At 56.4% G+C, this 15,938-nt stretch carries 14 protein-coding genes; 4 read left to right on the top strand and 10 right to left on the bottom strand.

Features of this window, described 5'->3' with window-relative positions; genetic code table 11:
* Window positions 1-48: 48 nt before the first annotated feature.
* From GIW28_RS07805 to GIW28_RS07795, 3 genes are all read left to right on the top strand, one after another.
* Window positions 49-921: an urea transporter gene (locus tag GIW28_RS07805; RefSeq protein WP_138453073.1), complete on the top strand. Its 873-nt coding sequence runs from the start codon at window positions 49-51 to the stop codon at window positions 919-921.
* Between the two features lie 31 nt (window positions 922-952).
* Window positions 953-1,777, top strand: a complete 825-nt coding sequence (locus GIW28_RS07800) for an ion transporter (RefSeq protein ID WP_017136235.1) — start codon at window positions 953-955, stop codon at window positions 1,775-1,777.
* 96 nt (window positions 1,778-1,873) lie between these two features.
* Window positions 1,874-2,878, top strand: a complete 1,005-nt coding sequence (locus tag GIW28_RS07795) for a sulfate ABC transporter substrate-binding protein (RefSeq protein ID WP_170039947.1) — start codon at window positions 1,874-1,876, stop codon at window positions 2,876-2,878.
* A gap of 85 nt (window positions 2,879-2,963) precedes the next feature.
* On the opposite strand, the gene GIW28_RS07790 is transcribed toward GIW28_RS07795, so the two are convergent.
* Window positions 2,964-3,578: a DUF5666 domain-containing protein gene (locus GIW28_RS07790; protein WP_017136233.1), complete on the bottom strand. Its 615-nt coding sequence runs from the start codon at window positions 3,576-3,578 to the stop codon at window positions 2,964-2,966.
* A gap of 178 nt (window positions 3,579-3,756) precedes the next feature.
* Here GIW28_RS07790 and GIW28_RS07785 point away from each other — a divergent pair, with 178 nt between their 5' ends.
* Window positions 3,757-4,956 (top strand): MFS transporter, encoded by a 1,200-nt coding sequence (locus tag GIW28_RS07785; protein ID WP_236446633.1) that lies wholly within the window; start codon window positions 3,757-3,759, stop codon window positions 4,954-4,956.
* A gap of 30 nt (window positions 4,957-4,986) precedes the next feature.
* Here GIW28_RS07785 and GIW28_RS07780 read toward each other — a convergent pair whose 3' ends face one another.
* From GIW28_RS07780 to bufA1, 9 genes are all read right to left on the bottom strand, one after another.
* Window positions 4,987-6,228, bottom strand: coding sequence for a cysteine desulfurase-like protein (locus tag GIW28_RS07780; protein ID WP_017136231.1), 1,242 nt, complete (start codon window positions 6,226-6,228; stop codon window positions 4,987-4,989).
* 31 nt (window positions 6,229-6,259) lie between these two features.
* A complete protein-coding gene (gene cysS / locus GIW28_RS07775; RefSeq protein WP_017136230.1) occupies window positions 6,260-7,630 on the bottom strand; it encodes a cysteine--tRNA ligase in 1,371 nt (456 codons plus the stop codon).
* Window positions 7,631-7,680: 50 nt separating this feature from the next.
* A complete protein-coding gene (gene yfcF / locus GIW28_RS07770) occupies window positions 7,681-8,307 on the bottom strand; it encodes a glutathione transferase (RefSeq protein WP_017136229.1) in 627 nt (208 codons plus the stop codon).
* A 49-nt stretch (window positions 8,308-8,356) separates the two neighbouring features.
* Window positions 8,357-9,634 carry an ATP-grasp domain-containing protein gene (locus tag GIW28_RS07765; protein WP_017136228.1) on the bottom strand — a complete coding sequence of 426 codons (1,278 nt, stop codon included), beginning with the start codon at window positions 9,632-9,634 and terminating at the stop codon, window positions 8,357-8,359.
* Window positions 9,631-10,590 (bottom strand): EamA family transporter, encoded by a 960-nt coding sequence (locus tag GIW28_RS07760; protein WP_080593748.1) that lies wholly within the window; start codon window positions 10,588-10,590, stop codon window positions 9,631-9,633. Before GIW28_RS07760 ends, GIW28_RS07765 begins: the two co-directional genes overlap by 4 nt.
* A 28-nt stretch (window positions 10,591-10,618) precedes the next feature.
* Entirely contained in the window at window positions 10,619-11,590 is a 972-nt protein-coding gene (locus GIW28_RS07755; protein ID WP_157786482.1) for a JmjC domain-containing protein, read from the bottom strand.
* The gene (locus GIW28_RS07750) at window positions 11,587-13,146 is read right to left on the bottom strand and encodes a thioredoxin family protein (protein ID WP_017136225.1); all 1,560 of its coding nucleotides are present in this window, start codon (window positions 13,144-13,146) and stop codon (window positions 11,587-11,589) included. The genes GIW28_RS07755 and GIW28_RS07750 overlap by 4 nt, the downstream gene beginning before the upstream one ends.
* A gap of 35 nt (window positions 13,147-13,181) precedes the next feature.
* Window positions 13,182-14,579: a KamA family radical SAM protein gene (locus tag GIW28_RS07745; protein ID WP_017136224.1), complete on the bottom strand. Its 1,398-nt coding sequence runs from the start codon at window positions 14,577-14,579 to the stop codon at window positions 13,182-13,184.
* A gap of 265 nt (window positions 14,580-14,844) precedes the next feature.
* Complete coding sequence (bufA1, locus tag GIW28_RS07740; RefSeq protein WP_017136223.1) at window positions 14,845-15,477, bottom strand: BufA1 family periplasmic bufferin-type metallophore; 633 nt, start codon at window positions 15,475-15,477, stop codon at window positions 14,845-14,847.
* Between the last annotated feature and the right edge of the window lie 461 nt (window positions 15,478-15,938).

Below are 15,938 nucleotides of genomic sequence, written 5' to 3'. Positions count from 1 at the left end.
GCTGGCTTGCCTGCGATAAGGGCAACTCGGTCTCACTGACTAACCACCATGCACAACCCAACCTGCCCCGACTGGGCCGAAGCCCTGCTCAACGGCTTCAGCCAGATATTCCTGCAGCGCCAGCCGTTGTGCGGCCTGCTGTGCCTGTTGGCCATCCTGATCGGCGCCCCGGCCTTGCTCGGCGGGGCGTTGCTGGGCGGCCTCGCCGGTTTGCTCACGGCCCAGCGCCGGGGTTATCCCAAGGCAGAGCGCCAGGCCGGCCTGTATAGCTACAACGGCGTGCTGCTGGGTATGTTGATCAGCCAGCACTTCGCCTGGTCTGCGTTGTTGCCGCCGTTGATCCTGGCGTGCGGCGGCCTGAGTGCGATGCTCTCGCGGCTATGGTTGAAACATACCCATCACCCGGATGACTTGTCCGCGTACACCGCGCCCTTTGTCGGCCTGGGTTGGCTGTTGATCGGCAGCGCGCCTCAGCCTACGTTTGCCTTGGTCGAGCCCAACTTCTTTGCGATTGTCAGCGCGCCCTTTATTGGCCTTGCGCAAGTCATGCTGCTGGACCAACCACTGGCGGGAGTCTTGATTGCCGTCGGCTTGTTGTTGGCCAACCGTCGCGCCGCCCTGTGGGCCTTGATCGGCGCTACTGCTGGCGTGCTGGTCGCTCTACTGCTCGACGAGCCCGCCAGCGCCCTCCTCGGCCTGCACAGCTACAACCCGGCGCTGGCGGCACTGGCCTTGAGCCAGTCACGACGCCAGCCGTGGCTGCCACTGCTGGGCATCCTGCTGGCGATTATCCTCACACCCGGTTTTGCCACCCTGCACCTGCCCGCGTTGACTGCGCCGTTTATCCTCGCCTGCTGGCTGGTGCGCGCCACGCAGCGGATGTTCAAAGCCCGCGTGGACAGCCCGTTCGAATCCCCCTAGGCTTGCTCGATATTCGATTCAGGCGGGTTTTATGAACAGCAACAGCGACTGGCGCCAGCGCCTCTATGTCATGGTATTCCAGAGCGACACCGCAGCCGGGCGGCGCTTTGACGGCATCCTGCTACTGATCATTCTTGCCAGCATTGTGATCGTGATGCTCGACAGCATCGACGAAATCCACCAGAACTACGCCGATGTGTTGGCCTATATCGAATGGGGCTTCACGCTGATCTTCGCCATCGAGTACGGCTTGCGGCTGTACTGCTCGCCCAAACCCTTGCGCTACGCCTTCAGCTTTTATGGCTTGGTGGACTTGCTGGCCATCGTGCCCGGCATCCTCGCGCTGTATTACAGCGATGCCCAATACCTGCTGATTATCCGCATCATTCGGATGCTGCGGATTTTCCGCGTGCTCAAGCTCAGCCCGTACCTCAAGCAAGCCAACTACTTGATGGCGGCGCTGCGCGGCAGCAAGCAGAAGATCGTGGTGTTCCTGGTCAGCGTGTGCACCCTGGTGACGGTATTCGGCACCCTGATGTATGTGATTGAAGGCCCGGAGCACGGGTTTACCAGCATTCCCAAGGGCATTTACTGGGCAATCGTGACCCTCACCACCGTAGGCTTTGGCGATATCGTGCCGAAGACGCCGCTGGGCCAGGTGATCTCATCGCTGGTGATGATCACCGGCTACTCGATCATCGCCGTGCCCACCGGGATTTTTACCGCTGAACTGGCCAGCGCCATGCGCGGGGAACAGCTGGAACACGATTGCCCGGTGTGCAAGAAAAACAGCCACGAACCCAACGCAGCGTTTTGCTCGCGCTGCGGCAGCAACCTGTTTCATAAAGTGGAATAAGCACAGTACGTTTTAATCTTTAAACGCCTATGCAGGCCCGGCTATAGTCGCTGGCAAATTGCCCCCACTCTTCTCTCGAACAACAAGGAATGAGCAGTGAAAAAAATCCTCAGCGCCTCTCTTCTGGCCGCGGGCCTGGCCCTGGCCGGTGCCGTGCAAGCCGCACCGGTCACACTGCTTAACGTCTCCTACGACGTGATGCGCGACTTCTACAAGGACTACAACGCCGCCTTCCAGAAGCACTGGGAAGCCGAACATCCGGACGACAAGCTGACGTTGCAGATGTCCTTCGGCGGTTCCAGCAAACAAGCGCGCTCGGTGATCGACGGCCTGCCGGCCGATGTGATCACCATGAACATGGCCACCGACATCAATGCCCTGGCGGACAACGGCAAACTGGTGCCGGACAACTGGGTGACCCGCCTGCCGAACAACAGCGCGCCGTTCACCTCCGCCACCGTGTTTATCGTGCGCAAGGGCAACCCCAAAGCCCTGAAAGACTGGCCCGACCTGCTCAAAGATGGCGTGCAAGTAATCGTGCCCAACCCGAAGACCTCGGGTAATGGCCGCTATACCTACCTGTCGGCCTGGGGTTATGTGCTGAAAAACGGTGGTGATGAAGACAAGGCGAAGAAGTTCGTCGGCGAATTGTTCAAACATGCACCGGTGCTGGACACTGGCGGCCGTGCCGCTACCACCACCTTCATGACCAACCAGATCGGCGATGTGCTGGTGACCTTTGAGAACGAAGCCGAAATGATCGCCCGTGAATTCGGCCGTGATCAGTTCGAAGTGATCTACCCAAGCGTCTCCGCCGAAGCCGAGCCGCCGGTGTCGGTGGTCGACAAAGTGGTCGACAAGAAAGGCACCCGTGTAGCTGCCGAGGATTACCTGAAGTACCTGTGGTCGCCGGAAGGCCAGGAAATCGCCGCCAACAACTACCTGCGCCCACGTGACCCGAAAGTGCTGGCCAAGTACACCGACCGCTTCCCGAAAGTCGACTTCCTGTCGGTGGAGAAGACCTTTGGTGACTGGCGTACCGTGCAGAAGACCCACTTCAATGATGGTGGGGTTTTTGACCAGATCTATTCGGGTCAATAACTGAAGGTACGCGGTAAAAAATGTGGGAGCTGGCTTGCCTGCTCCCACACAAGCCAGCTCCCACATTTGTTTTGTGTTGGGTCCGTTACATCGGCGGTGTCACGCCATCCTTGCCGGCCGAGATCGCCTGGGCCGTAATGGTCCCATCCGCACCCTGCGCCGCAAACAACACCACCTTCACGCCCGCCTTGAGCAAGCTGCGATCGCCCGGCTCCAGGTTCACGATTGGCACATCATCCGGCACCACAATCTTCTGCTCGCCGCCTTTGTACTTCACGGTCAGGGTGCGCCCGTTGCTGACCACCAGGTCGCCAACCGTGCCGTTGGTCATGCTGCTGCCTTCTTTCAAATCAAACGCGCGGTGCCCGTCACCCGTGCCGGCCATGGCCGGTGGGAATACGTGGACTTCCAGCGCAGTCAGGGTGCCATCGGCGTTCGGCATGGCGGCCGAGCCAATGTAGCTGCCGGGCTTGATCTCATCGATCTTGGCCAGGGTAACGGCGCGTACCTGGGTGGCCGGCGTCAGATGCACCACCACCTCTTCGCCACTGTTGACCTTGACGTGCATCGCGTCACCGTCCATCGCAGTAATGGCGCCGCGTACGCCGACCCGTGGGGCTTCGGCGGCGTTGGCCAGCCCGATGGCCATGGCCGCAGCCAGGGTGGAGGCCAGGAGCATCTTGTTCAGCGTGATTTTCATCGCAGTGGATTTCCTGTTTCGACAGTTATGCCTGAATGTATCATTGGCGCTCGCCCCAAAAGTTAACGATTCAGTCATTAATTTGCGGCATGAGTGATATCAATGCGCGCGCTCTACACCGGCGCAGACGTTGTCTTTACTCTCGCCCGCTACCTTCCTTCGCTTGAATGAGAACACCATGACCGCTACCTCACACGCTTCAAGCACCATGACCCGAGGCATGGTGATGCTGTTTGCGTTCTGTTGCGGCGCCATTGTTGCCAACATCTACTACGCCCAGCCGATCATCGAGTTGATCGCGCCGGACATCGGCCTGACCCCGGCACTGGCGAGCCTGATCGTCTCACTCACGCAAATCGGCTATGCCCTGGGCCTGTTCTTTCTGGTGCCGCTGGGCGACCTGCTGGAAAACCGCAAGCTGATGATCATCACCAACCTGGTGGCCATCGCCAGCCTACTGGGTGCGGCGTTTGCCGAGCAGCCGAATGTGTTCCTGCTTGTGTCGTTGCTGATCGGCTTCAGTTCCGTCTCGGTGCAGATTCTTATCCCGCTGGCCGCGCATCTGGCGCCCGCCGAGTCCCGAGGCCGTGTAGTCGGCAGCATCATGGGCGGCCTGTTGCTGGGCATCCTGCTGGCGCGGCCGGTGTCCAGCCTGGTGGCTGACCACTTTGGCTGGCGTGCGATGTTCATGGCGGCGGCCGCGGTGATGGTGTTTATCAGTGCCGTGCTGATGCTGACTATCCCCAAGCGCCAACCCGACCACAGCGCCAGTTACGGCCAACTGTTGGGCTCGCTGGGCACCTTGCTGCGCAAGCAACCGCTACTGCGTCAGCGCGCCTTCTACCAAGGCTGCATGTTCGCCACTTTCAGCCTGTTCTGGACCGCTGCACCGTTGGAGCTGGCGCGTAACCACGGCCTGAGCCAAAGCGAAATCGCCCTGTTTGCCCTGGTCGGCGCCCTGGGCGCCATCGCCGCGCCTATCGCCGGGCGCCTGGCCGATGCCGGGCACACGCACCGCGCTTCACTGCTGGCCATGCTGTTTGCCGCGTTGAGTTTTCTGCCAGCCTTTGTGCACCCGTTGTACAGCGTGATCGGCCTGGCGGTGACCGGCGTGGTCCTGGACTTCTGCGTGCAGATGAACATGGTCCTCGGCCAACGCGCCATCTACGCCCTCGACGCCAACAGCCGCAGCCGCCTGAACGCGCTGTACATGACCAGCATCTTCATCGGCGGCGCCTTCGGCTCGGCGATTGCCAGCAGCGTGTATGAACACGGCGGCTGGCTGGGCGTGATGCTGGTGGGCAGTGCGTTCCCGCTGGTGGCGTTGTTGCGGTTCCTGAGCGCTTCGCGCCAGGGCTCACCCGCGATTGCCTCATAATCCTGGCGGCCATCAGCGGCTCAACGCCTCTCAGCGAAAATGCTGCATGGCCAAGAGGAAGCGCTGAACATCCTCCGAAGACGTGTACTGAGCAAAGCTGATTCGGACCACACCATCATTCTGGTCAAGGCCGAGTGCATGGAGGGTTTCAGGGCTGAAGTTATTGCCATGCCAGAGGCGAATGCCCTGCCGGGCCATATGCTGGGAGACCACCGCACTGGGCGTCGACTTGAGTGTAAAAGACAGGGTTGGAACTCGACATTGCAGATCATGGGGCTTGCATAGGCCATAAATCTTCACTTCGTCCAGTGCTTCGAGCCCCGCCAACACCTCTTGCACCAAGCGTTGTTCATGGGCAATCACCGCGTGCATGCCACTCACGATCTGATTGCGTTGGCTCCCATTCACAGGGCTGCCACCCAGGGTGCGCCCTATCCACGCTAAATGCTCGATCGCTCCTCCCACACCCGCGATGGCCTCCCTGCTTTTAGTTCCGGTTTCGAACTTGTAGGGAGGCTTATCGAGCGTAGGTCGAGGTTTGTAGGCAATGAGCTGCTCAAGCAGAGCAAGACGGCCCCACAGAACCCCCTGATGAGGTCCATAGAGCTTGTGCGAAGAACAGGCCAGCAAGTCACACCCCAAGGCCTGGACGTCGATCACGCCATGCGGGGCGTACTGAACCGCATCCACGTAGACGATCGCGCCCATGTTTCTGGCCAACGCTGCAACTGCTGCTACATCGTTAATCGTGCCCGTGACATTGTTCGCATAGCTCAAGGCTACGACCCGGGTGCGCTCAGTGATCAACGAGGCTGCCTGGGATAGATCAAAACCATAGGTTTCGAAATCGAAAGGTAGCCAGCGCACGGTTAATTCCAGGTCTTTTGCCAATTCAAGCCAAGGGGAGATATTGGCTTCGTGGTCTGAACGGGTCAGGACGATCTCGTCGCCCTTGCGCAGGCTTCGCCCGATGCAACGCGACATATGAAACGTCAGGGCGGTCATGTTCTGGCCGAAGACAATTTCCTGCGCACACGATGCATTAAGCAGTGCCGCTGCAGCCGATCGCGCGCGGTCGAGATCCTGCTCGGCAATGATGGAGGTCGAGAAATGCCCCCCCAGATTCGCGTTGTTTTCAATGGACGCCCTGACACTCGCCTCCAGTGCCCTGCTGCACATCTGCGTGCCTGCAGCGCCGTCAAAAAATACCGCACCCTCCAGAGAGGGCACGGAAAAGACCGGAAACTGCTGCCTGATTAGCGCTACATCCACAATGCCGCTCCTTGTTCAATGCACAGATGCCTCAAGCTTTCAGATCGCTGACACCGATACCCTGCGCCAACAGCAAGTCCCTGATCCGATCAGACTCTGACCAGTTCTTCATCAGGCGTGCGACACGTCGCGCCTCAATCAAACTTGCCTGCTCCTGGGTTAATTCAACCTGTACCTCGTCAAACAAGCCCACGCTGAGTATGCCGTCAAAACTACGCAGTAAATCGAGGCGTTCGGCGTCATCCAACACATCAGCCTTGAGCACCCACCACAGCTCGGCAACCGCCCCTGGCGTATGCAGATCCTTATCCAGCGCGCCGAAAAAACGCGTTTTAGCTGCAACATACTCTGGCGAGAACGAAGCCTGCGGCTGGACATTGTCGCCCTGGATCTGCGCGATACGCAGCCGAGCCTTGCGTAAGGCGGTCGACGCTGCGTCCAGGGCATCCCACGAGAACGTCAACGCGCTGCGGTAATGGGATCCCAGTACCAGCAATCTGAACGCGAGCGGGTCGTAGCCTTTATCGATCAGTGTGTCGACTGTGAGGAACTCGCCCTTGGACTTGGACATTTTCTCTGCATCGACATTGAGAAACTCACAGTGAAACCAATAATTGACCCAGCGGTGGCCAAAACAGCATTCCGACTGGGCCACCTCGTTGGAGTGGTGCACATTGATATGGTCAATACCCCCGCAATGGATGTCGATTCGATCGCCGAGATAGCGGCTTGCCATAGCCGAACATTCAATATGCCAGCCCGGAAACCCAAGCCCCCAGGGCGATTCCCACTTCATGATCTGATCGGGAAATTTCGACGTCGAAAACCATAACGCGAAATCCGACTGTGAGCGCTTCAGCGGGTCATGAGCAACCCGGTCGGTAGCTTGCTGGTCTTGAAGTTTCAGCTGGCCCAGTTCGTGATAGGTGGGAAATTTTTCCAGGCTGAAGTAGACATTTCCGGCACTGATATAAGCCACGCCTTTTTCCAACAGTTGCTCGACCATGGCGATTATTTCAGGGATATGCTCCGTCGCTCGGCATACGATATCCGGCCGTTTTACATTCAACGACGCGCTGTGCCTGAAGAATGCCTCCTCGTAAAACCGAGCAACCTCCCAAGGGGTTTTCTGTTCACGCGCCGCCCCCAGCATCAATTTGTCATCACCAAAATCAGCGTCCGATTGCAGGTGGCCGACATCCGTGATGTTCATCACGTGCCGCACACTGAAACCCTGCTCGCGTAACGTTTTGGCGAGCACATCCTCAAATATGTAGGTACGCATATTGCCGATGTGGGCGTAGTGATAAACCGTCGGCCCACACGCATAAAACCCCACGTTTTTCCCTGCAACCGGGACGAAGGGCATTAGCGTCTTACCCAGTGTGTTGAATAATTCCATGTGCCATCCCTAGGTTTCTTATTTCTGCCGGTGCGGGCTCACACCTTGATTCAGCCTGCCCGCGCCCTGCTACGGTCAATCTCCAGCCACTCACGAACAGACGCACGATCCCATGCCCGAAGTGCGTAATCTTTGAGTACATCAGGAACTGGATCATCACTATAAATAAGCCGATTCAACATGCCTGCAGCGTCAACATCGGCAATACACCACTCGCCCAGTAAAAACATCCGGCCGTCGCGCAAGCTGTGCGACAAGCCCTCAACCAGCCGTCGCGCGTCGCTCGCAGCCAGTGGCCCGAGCGGCTCATGGGCAGGTTCAATAAAGATGGTTTCGGTGGGCCGCTCGCCGCGCAAGTTGAAAAAATCGCTCCTCAACCAAGCCTGAATCTGCCGGGCCTGGGCTCGCGCCCGCGCATCAATGGGATACAACGGTTTGTTCACCGAACACTCATTCACGTACTCGGCAATCGCGGACGATTCGGTCAGCGAAAATCCGTCCTCCACCCACGTCGGTACACGCTGCGTCAGCGAAACCTCACTGAAGGGTTGCTGGTGGTGATCGCCACGGGACAAGTTCAGATAGTGCATGTCAAACGCCACCTGACACTCACGAAGGGCCACGAAGGCCGACATCGCGAACGGTGAAGTACATTGATGATCGACATAAAGTTTCATGAGCGATGCTCCGCCAATTGGAAGGTTCGGGCCAGGTGCGACAAAGCGCTCAGCACAGGTGCGCGACAACTGCGCTACTGAGTTTCACGTCAAAAAAGCCGGTGGCTTGAGCCTCTTTCTCACGGATCCACAGGTAGTCTGCATAGGTGACCGCCGGGTCTTCGTGAATAAGGTAGATAAACCCGTAATTGGTCGAAATGCCGATGGTGGGCGCAACACTGTCGCCTATCTGCGGAGCTCTGATCATCTTGAAAAAACTCGGCCTGGCGCTCAGCTCATCGAGCCAATGCCGATGCACAACGGTGCCTGACACGCTATTGATCATGCCGATGACTTCACAGGTCGCATTCGAACGATTGACTTTATCGAGCATGGCATCAAACGCCGTTGGGTCGGCGTAACAGGCCACGCACAGATTGACCGCATTCACCCCACTTACACGCGTCATTGCGCTGAGTTCCTGGGTGCCCATCATCCTGGCCGCCCACTCGATCAACTTGGGGCCGTCCGCTGTCACCATCACTTCAAGAAACGAAGGCCCAATGTGCACTCCAAAGGCATCCAGGCAACGTTGCACATAAGCGATGATCGGCGCGGCCTCTTGTGATTGCAGATCAATCAGCACTTCGCGGTCATTGACCACGCCAGCGCCCAGTACACGCTTGCGATTGTCTCGCCAGATTTCAAACACCAAGTGCTCGCCGTCTCGTGAAACCGCTTGAATCAGGTACTGCTGCCCAGCCAGATGCTCCATTGCCAACATGCGATCATTGATAAACCCCATTTCGTTGAGCCGGCCCAACTCTTTGTCGATGGCGTGACGGACTTGCTCTTGATCAAAGCAAAAGTAGATGCCGTCGGCACCCGCGCTGTTCACGGGTTTGATGACCACCGGCCAGTCGCCAATCAAATCGATGGCCTGGGGTATATCGTGTGCGTGATGGATCAGCGCGACGCGTGCGGCCGGAATCCCCAGGTGATGCAGGCGCTGCGCCATATGCCATTTATCGCGGCGGCAAGGGGACAATGCCGTGCCATTTCCCGGCGTGCCCATCAACTCGCTGAGCTGGTCCGCCAATTCAACGCCAGACTCACACCCCGGAATGATAAAGGCCGGCTCAAAAACAGCCAGAGCGTCGGTCAACGCCTTGAGATCCTGGGTCGCGACAAACAGGTGCTGAAAATCATCGGGCTGAAAGCTATCGACGTCGTAATCGAGAATTTCAGCGGATGTCTGCACGTGAATACAAGCAAAGCCACGGAGCTTAAGTTCGTCAGCAAGGCGCGCACCGGTGGAATAAGCATCAACAATCACCGCATATTTCATACGTTAACTCCTTCAGTCGGCAGCCGACTTAAATGGGCATAACCGTTATAGGTGGCCGCCATGCAAATGAGGATGACGCCGATGAAACTGAACATTGAAAACGTCAGCCTCGAATCAGCAGCTTGAAAAATGATCGTAAATAGCGGTGCCATCGCCAGGATGGCTTCAATGGTCACAGGTTCGCAGCGCTTTATGCCTTCCTGGAGTAAAAGCAGCGGTAATATCACGCCTCCCAATGCCAGCAGGGTTAACGTCACTAGATGCTCGACCACCGCAGACAGCGCGCCGGTATTCAACGCTGCGTAGGTGCCCGAAATCGCCAGCAACAGATAAAACCGATGTGCGTAGAGATAACGACTGGATACACCATGGTCGGCGACCATTTTTGAAAGAATCGTGGTCAATGCCATGGCAACACCGCACACCAGCATCATCAGATAACCCAGTAATACCTGATACCGTTCTGGTTCATCCTGGACCGCGGTGCGGTCAGCAAATGAGGCCCAGCACAAATAGAGACTGGCGAAAACGATAAGACCAGCGGCCAAATAATCGGCACCGATCATGACTGCCGACGGGCGCATCAGCTTGTTCAGTATCAATACCGACACCATCCCGACACCGCCCACCAGCGCACTGACAATTGCCGGTTCGACCCATTTCAAGGCACACAGAAAAGAGATCCACAGCGCAGCCGAACTGAAATTCAACATCACCACGCAACGTCTCACGGACGCTTTGTGGGTGGTCAGGCTTTGCATCCCGCGGGTTGAACCGGGGTTCAACAGGTAACTGATAAAAAACACCGGCCAAGCGATGGCAAACAACACGAATGTCACGACAACCGTGTCGAGCGCTTGTACCAACATACCGAAGTAAACTTCCTTAAGCCCGTCCACTGCATTGACGAGCATCAGGGCGGTTATCCCGATAAATAAACTTTGAGCTGCACGCATGGCGAGAGGTCCGCTGGTTAAATCGTACTTAAAGAGCGCTCAACGTACGCACATTGCCTTTACGTGATTGCTTATAGCGTTGAAGCAATTGCTCGGGCGTCAACTGGCTGGATAACCTCCCGGCTTCATCAAGACCCTGCTGAATACTCTCCAGAATCGACGTGCGCGCCTGTACCGATAACGTATCAAGCGGGTGCGCCCTGAGCGCTTCAATGCCATGCAACTTTTCCAACACGGCGTAGGTAATGAGATCGGCCAGCGTCGGAGGATTAATCACGAAGCCTATTGAAAACGACTCCTCATGGGCCACCGTACTGTGCCAATAGCCACGCGGCATAAAGGTTGTGGTGCCCGGCTTGACTAACCGCACCTGTTTATTTTCAGGCATCACGCGCGGTAAGGCCGCCCCTGTATAGGGCTGAATACCGTCGGTGTAAAAGCGGTTCGGGTTGTTTGGGAAAAACGGATAAATCGGATCGGGCAATGCGGTATTTTCGGCAAAGGCCCAGGTCTTCTCGCCCTTTATCTGGATCATGAAATTCGTTTCGTGATCAAAGTGCGTGGCGACCTCTACGCCATAGTTGGCGGCAAACGCTTCACAGCTGACATAGTGCCGTGGAATATCCAACACACTGGCCAGCTCATCACAGGCCTTGGAAATGGTCGGAATCGCTTCCAGGTCCTTTATATAAACCATCGCGGCACCGTCGTTGTAAGGCGCAAGAGCGTCGGCTGACTTTGCCACGGTGATACGTTTGCCTCCGGGGAAAAGCAGATCGACAGATCCCGGCAGTGCACTGAAGAGCTTGCGGATATCCTGGAACTCATCCAAGGCTGCCAACGCGCTGAACCGGCTCATCTCACCGTCCGCGACGTAGGCGTGTTTCGGCCAGCATGTTCCCAGGAACGTCTCGGTTTGATCACCAAACATCTGCTGCACTATATTCATCACGGTTCCATCCTTGAAGCGGCGCGCAAGGCGCGCCGCCGGGTCATTCACACCGCAGCTGCTTGCGACTGGGCTTTCAATGGAGCATGGGCGCCAGCATTGGACTTATTGAGATACCCCTCGTAAACCCGGGCAAGCTCGTCACTGCGCTCTTTCAATTGCTGCGCGGCATTGGCGAAAAGCGCGTGCTGTTCTTCGTGAGACAAGCCAACCATTTCCCCTTCGGCACGTCCAAGCGCATTAAACAGAAGCTTGGCCAGCAACTCCGTCTCCGAACGTTCGTGGCCGATGCGCTGGCAGATGGTTTCGACAACCGCTGCATGATCATGGAAATGCCAACCCAAGCGGCACATACGGAATTTTATCGAGACCGGTGAGTCCTCCCACCAGCTGCGGGTGGCGTCGAGCTCGGCATCGCTGATACCCGAGAACTCCTCAACCAATTGCTGATGACGCTGCTCCCAAAGCGCCAGCAGAGAATGGAGGTTGCCGAAGTTAGACGGCGCTGGGCCATATTTTTCCCAGTTGAGCATCGCCGGGCTGACCTTATCCGTTCTCTCGATATTCGAGCGGCTCGCCTCCAGGGTCGAACGTATGGCGGGGGCATGCGCCCAGAACTCAGCCATGACGCAGTGCACAATATTGTTGCGGATCGTGCGCTGCTTGCCGAGGGTGTAATTCTGATGGAGATGCTGCTGATCGTATTCAGCGCCCTTGAGCCCGATGAGGCTGGCCTGCAGATCCCGGAATGCCACTTGCCAGTCACGAACGATCATCTGCGCACGACTCAAGCCTCGACCTTGCGCGTTTCGCTGTTGCGCTGCGTCCGTGGCAACATCCATCAGCATTTGATAAATACCCAGGCACAGTTCACGCAGACAGTCGGTGTAATGCGCCCAACCGCCTTCACCCTGTACGCCGGGCCAGTCGACCATCAATTCATGATCCGGCACTTGAATCAGCGTATTGCAAAAACGTCGCACTTCTCGAGCGATAGGGGTCTGCGCAATCCCCGTTTCGGGCAGGCTGTCTTCAGGATATTGCCCACGCGCCTGGGCGATCGGCAGCCAGTACTCAGCTTCACGCACTGCGATACTTTCGGCATCGCGAGTATCCAGTCCTTTTCTCAGGAGAGACTCAGCCACGCTATAGTTGTGGGAGGCCATCGCCTGTTTAGCCAGGCCTACCGACAATTGCGCGAGGACTTCTTTGGCATCGATATCACCGGCCACATCGTGATGCACACGGCAATAACCCAAGTCCAGCCTTGTGTGCAGGGGAGCGCCCAGGAACTTGTGGTAAATATCCCCCTCACTGGAAATAAGCTGGAGGACCGGCGACATAATAAAAATGTGGCTGCCTACCAATTCTGAAATACGTGGATCCGGCTTGTCGTTTTCCACTTCGACCCAGACTGGAATCACCGAGCCGCTGACCGCTCCAATCAATTGCGGATCATTCAAAACACTGTCCACCAGCCGGTTACAACCGCCACATGAGCGGCTATTGAAATAAATCAGTATCGGCTTACCCGTCGACTTGGACTGCGCGATGGCCTGAAGGTAGTCCTGGTGACGAATCCAATCAATCTTATTAACTTGGTTCATTTCGATGCTTCCATTCACGGTGATTGAACATTTCGTTAGTATGCAGCGTGTACAACGTCATTCAGCAACTGCGTCCTCGACGCGGGACTCAGCCACAACGCCTGAACATCCGAAGCCAACGTATGCAACGGATCACAATACAAAAAGAACTTGTCTTTCTTAACCGCTGGCGCTCGGTAAACAGCCACACCTACGTGCTTGTCATAATAATCAAAACTATGAATATCACGTTTACCGCCACCACCCGGCAAGTCCACAATAAAGTGCGGCGTGTTATGCCCGGCGATTAAGCCGCGCGTCGACTTCTCCAGGGCGATAGAGTCGGCAAGGCTGGTTCTTAGTGTTTCTACGCCCCGAATCATGTCACCTTGAAAACAGTAATATGGACGCACATTACAATACGCCAGGCACTCATTCAGCCGATGCATGTCCGTCGCGTTATTATTAACGCCTTTCAAGATAACCGCCTGATTTCTGACCTCCACACCCCGCTCATACAAAATCCGCAGTGCCTTCACCGTCATGTCGGTAATTTCATTAGGGTGATTGAAGTGCGTATGAATGGCGATCGACTTACCCATTTTGCGTGCACGATCGGACAAGCGAGCGATGGCATCGGTCCATTCGTGATCACTCTGGATTTTCATCGGCAGTACAGCCAACCCCTTGGTGGCAAAACGCATGCGCCGCACGTGGGGAATCTCCAGCAAACGCTCGCCAATATCAGTGATCTGCCGCGCTTTGAGGCGATAAGCATCGCCACCGGAAACCACCACATCCTCCACGCTGGAGTTGGCTGCTATGTAGCGAAACGCCGGCTCCCAACGCTCTCCAGGTGCATTGATTTTCTGCTTAGTCACCACATCGGTATCCAGCCCCACCGCATAACTACGGGTGCAGTAACGACAGTAGACCGGGCATACATTGGTTGCCAGAAACAACACACGGTCCGGGTAACGGTGAGTAAGGCCCATGGCGGGGGAGTCATTCTGTTCGCCCATCGGATCAAGCTGGACCATGGGGTGATCAACTTCGATTTCCGACGCCAGTGGCAAGAACTGTCGACGCAACGGGTCAAAATAAGGATTAGACCAATCAATCAATGACAAAATATAGGGTGTCAGTCTTATCGACATCGGGGCCAGTTGATGGCCCTTCTCAATATCGCTCACAAAACCGGCAGGCGTTATATCTTTGATGAGATCGCCCAGTACCGCAACACTGGTCACCGCATTCTTTTCTTGCCAGAGATGATTGAGAAATGTATCCGCATCCACCGAATGCCAACGCTCCAGCTTGCGCCAAAATTCGTCTTGCCTGAATTCATACTTGGAGGTGCCCTTCTGCTCAACGCATTGCCCCGTGAATGAACTCACTATCACCGAATTCAAACGGTCAGCCACTGAGTCATATTCCACATTTTCACCCGACATGTTTGCAGTCCCTTTCAAGCGGTGGCGTCCATAGACAGACAATACTGAAAACCATCTTTAAATCAACAAGCCTTTGTCTTTTTTTATTTTGCTTTTTTACACTCGACGGCCGTCGAGCCGCATTAAAACCTGCAACTTAATAACGCCTCGCCCGCGCAACTAACCACGCAATCGACTGTGATACTTAGTCGATATTCAACGCATGAGCAGCGTAAGGTGAGTGTATTTAAAAAGGCGGGATTTCATCCCGGCGCAGTCGCTGTTATCAGCGTGTGACCGCCGTTACCGGGCCGGTCGTATCAGCCTGACCTTGCACCGTCGCCGGCACCGCTGTTGTCGAGGGCTGGACCAGGTACTGCACCACGTTGGCAATGTCTTCGTCATTCAGGGATTTGGCAGCCGCTACCATGACAGGGGACGGGCGAGAAGCGTCGCGGAAGGCACGCAGTTGGGAGTCAAGGTATTTGCCGAACTGTCCTGACAACTTCGGATAGTCGGCATTTTGCGAATCACCGGCCACGCCATGGCATGAAGAACACGCAGGAATACCACGGGTATGATCGCCTTGATTGAACAGGCGCTCGCCCATTTGCGCACTCTTCACCGAAGTTTCCGTCTGCTCATCGGCCTGGCATGCATAAGGCTGGGCTCTGAGCACCCCGCCCATTTGCGTACACGTGCCTTTGGGCACAGCCATCCACTCGTTCGGGTCATTGTCGACCTTGCTCGATTCCGAGCAGTCATGCAGGCAACTGCTGTCGGAGCAATCATTGTGCCCTGCCTTGGCCACACCGTAGCAGACCTCGGTTTCTACTGTTTTCTCGGTGGCTGCATCGGCCAACGCAGCACCGCTGATAGAAGCCAAGGCGGTGGCTACCAGAATATCTTTTAGATTCATCACGCAAGTTCCCGGTTAAGGATGGGTACATTCAATTATTTTTTTTACGCTCACGTACGTGAGCCAACTAACATTGGAGCCAGTCAGGGGTTATTCATCAAAGATGTGAAGACGACACTGAGCCGATCGGAGCCTTTCAGGGCTCGGCGATCAAGGTGGGGCAGAAGATCAGACGAAGGGAATGAACCAGGCACTCGACATGACGCCGAAGCTCGGAGCTTTTGTGCCCCGCAACCAGAAGGTTCTCCGGCCGACACGACGCAGAGGCGGCTGTTAAGCAGATCGGATGCATGTGTTGCTCCTTGCAAAACTTTGCCGCACGGGGCGGCATCGTCGGAATCCATTCCTGACCCGGGTCTGCGACGCGTCTTTCTTAGCCAAAGACGCACGCTGCCAAGCGTATCGTTACCAGATCAGCAAAGGAGCACGGACAGTGCTTATTCCTGAATGCACACTTGGTA

Origin of the sequence: Pseudomonas sp. PA-5-4B (genome assembly GCF_021606215.1) — a bacterium.
Lineage (GTDB): Bacteria > Pseudomonadota > Gammaproteobacteria > Pseudomonadales > Pseudomonadaceae > Aquipseudomonas > Aquipseudomonas edaphica.
The sequence above is the reverse complement of the archived record's forward strand: the minus strand, read 5'-3'. Positions and strand labels throughout refer to the sequence as shown.

Coding starts and splice junctions, on each gene's coding strand:
- GIW28_RS07805 (WP_138453073.1), top strand. CDS start 49: ATGCACAACCCAACCTGCCCCGACTGGGCCGAAGCCCTGCTCAACGGC.
- GIW28_RS07800 (WP_017136235.1), top strand. CDS start 953: ATGAACAGCAACAGCGACTGGCGCCAGCGCCTCTATGTCATGGTATTC.
- GIW28_RS07790 (WP_017136233.1), bottom strand. CDS start 3,578: ATGAAAATCACGCTGAACAAGATGCTCCTGGCCTCCACCCTGGCTGCG.
- GIW28_RS07785 (WP_236446633.1), top strand. CDS start 3,757: ATGACCGCTACCTCACACGCTTCAAGCACCATGACCCGAGGCATGGTG.
- cysS (WP_017136230.1), bottom strand. CDS start 7,630: ATGGAATTATTCAACACACTGGGTAAGACGCTAATGCCCTTCGTCCCG.
- yfcF (WP_017136229.1), bottom strand. CDS start 8,307: ATGAAACTTTATGTCGATCATCAATGTACTTCACCGTTCGCGATGTCG.
- GIW28_RS07765 (WP_017136228.1), bottom strand. CDS start 9,634: ATGAAATATGCGGTGATTGTTGATGCTTATTCCACCGGTGCGCGCCTT.
- GIW28_RS07760 (WP_080593748.1), bottom strand. CDS start 10,590: ATGCGTGCAGCTCAAAGTTTATTTATCGGGATAACCGCCCTGATGCTC.
- GIW28_RS07750 (WP_017136225.1), bottom strand. CDS start 13,146: ATGAACCAAGTTAATAAGATTGATTGGATTCGTCACCAGGACTACCTT.
- GIW28_RS07745 (WP_017136224.1), bottom strand. CDS start 14,579: ATGTCGGGTGAAAATGTGGAATATGACTCAGTGGCTGACCGTTTGAAT.
- bufA1 (WP_017136223.1), bottom strand. CDS start 15,477: ATGAATCTAAAAGATATTCTGGTAGCCACCGCCTTGGCTTCTATCAGC.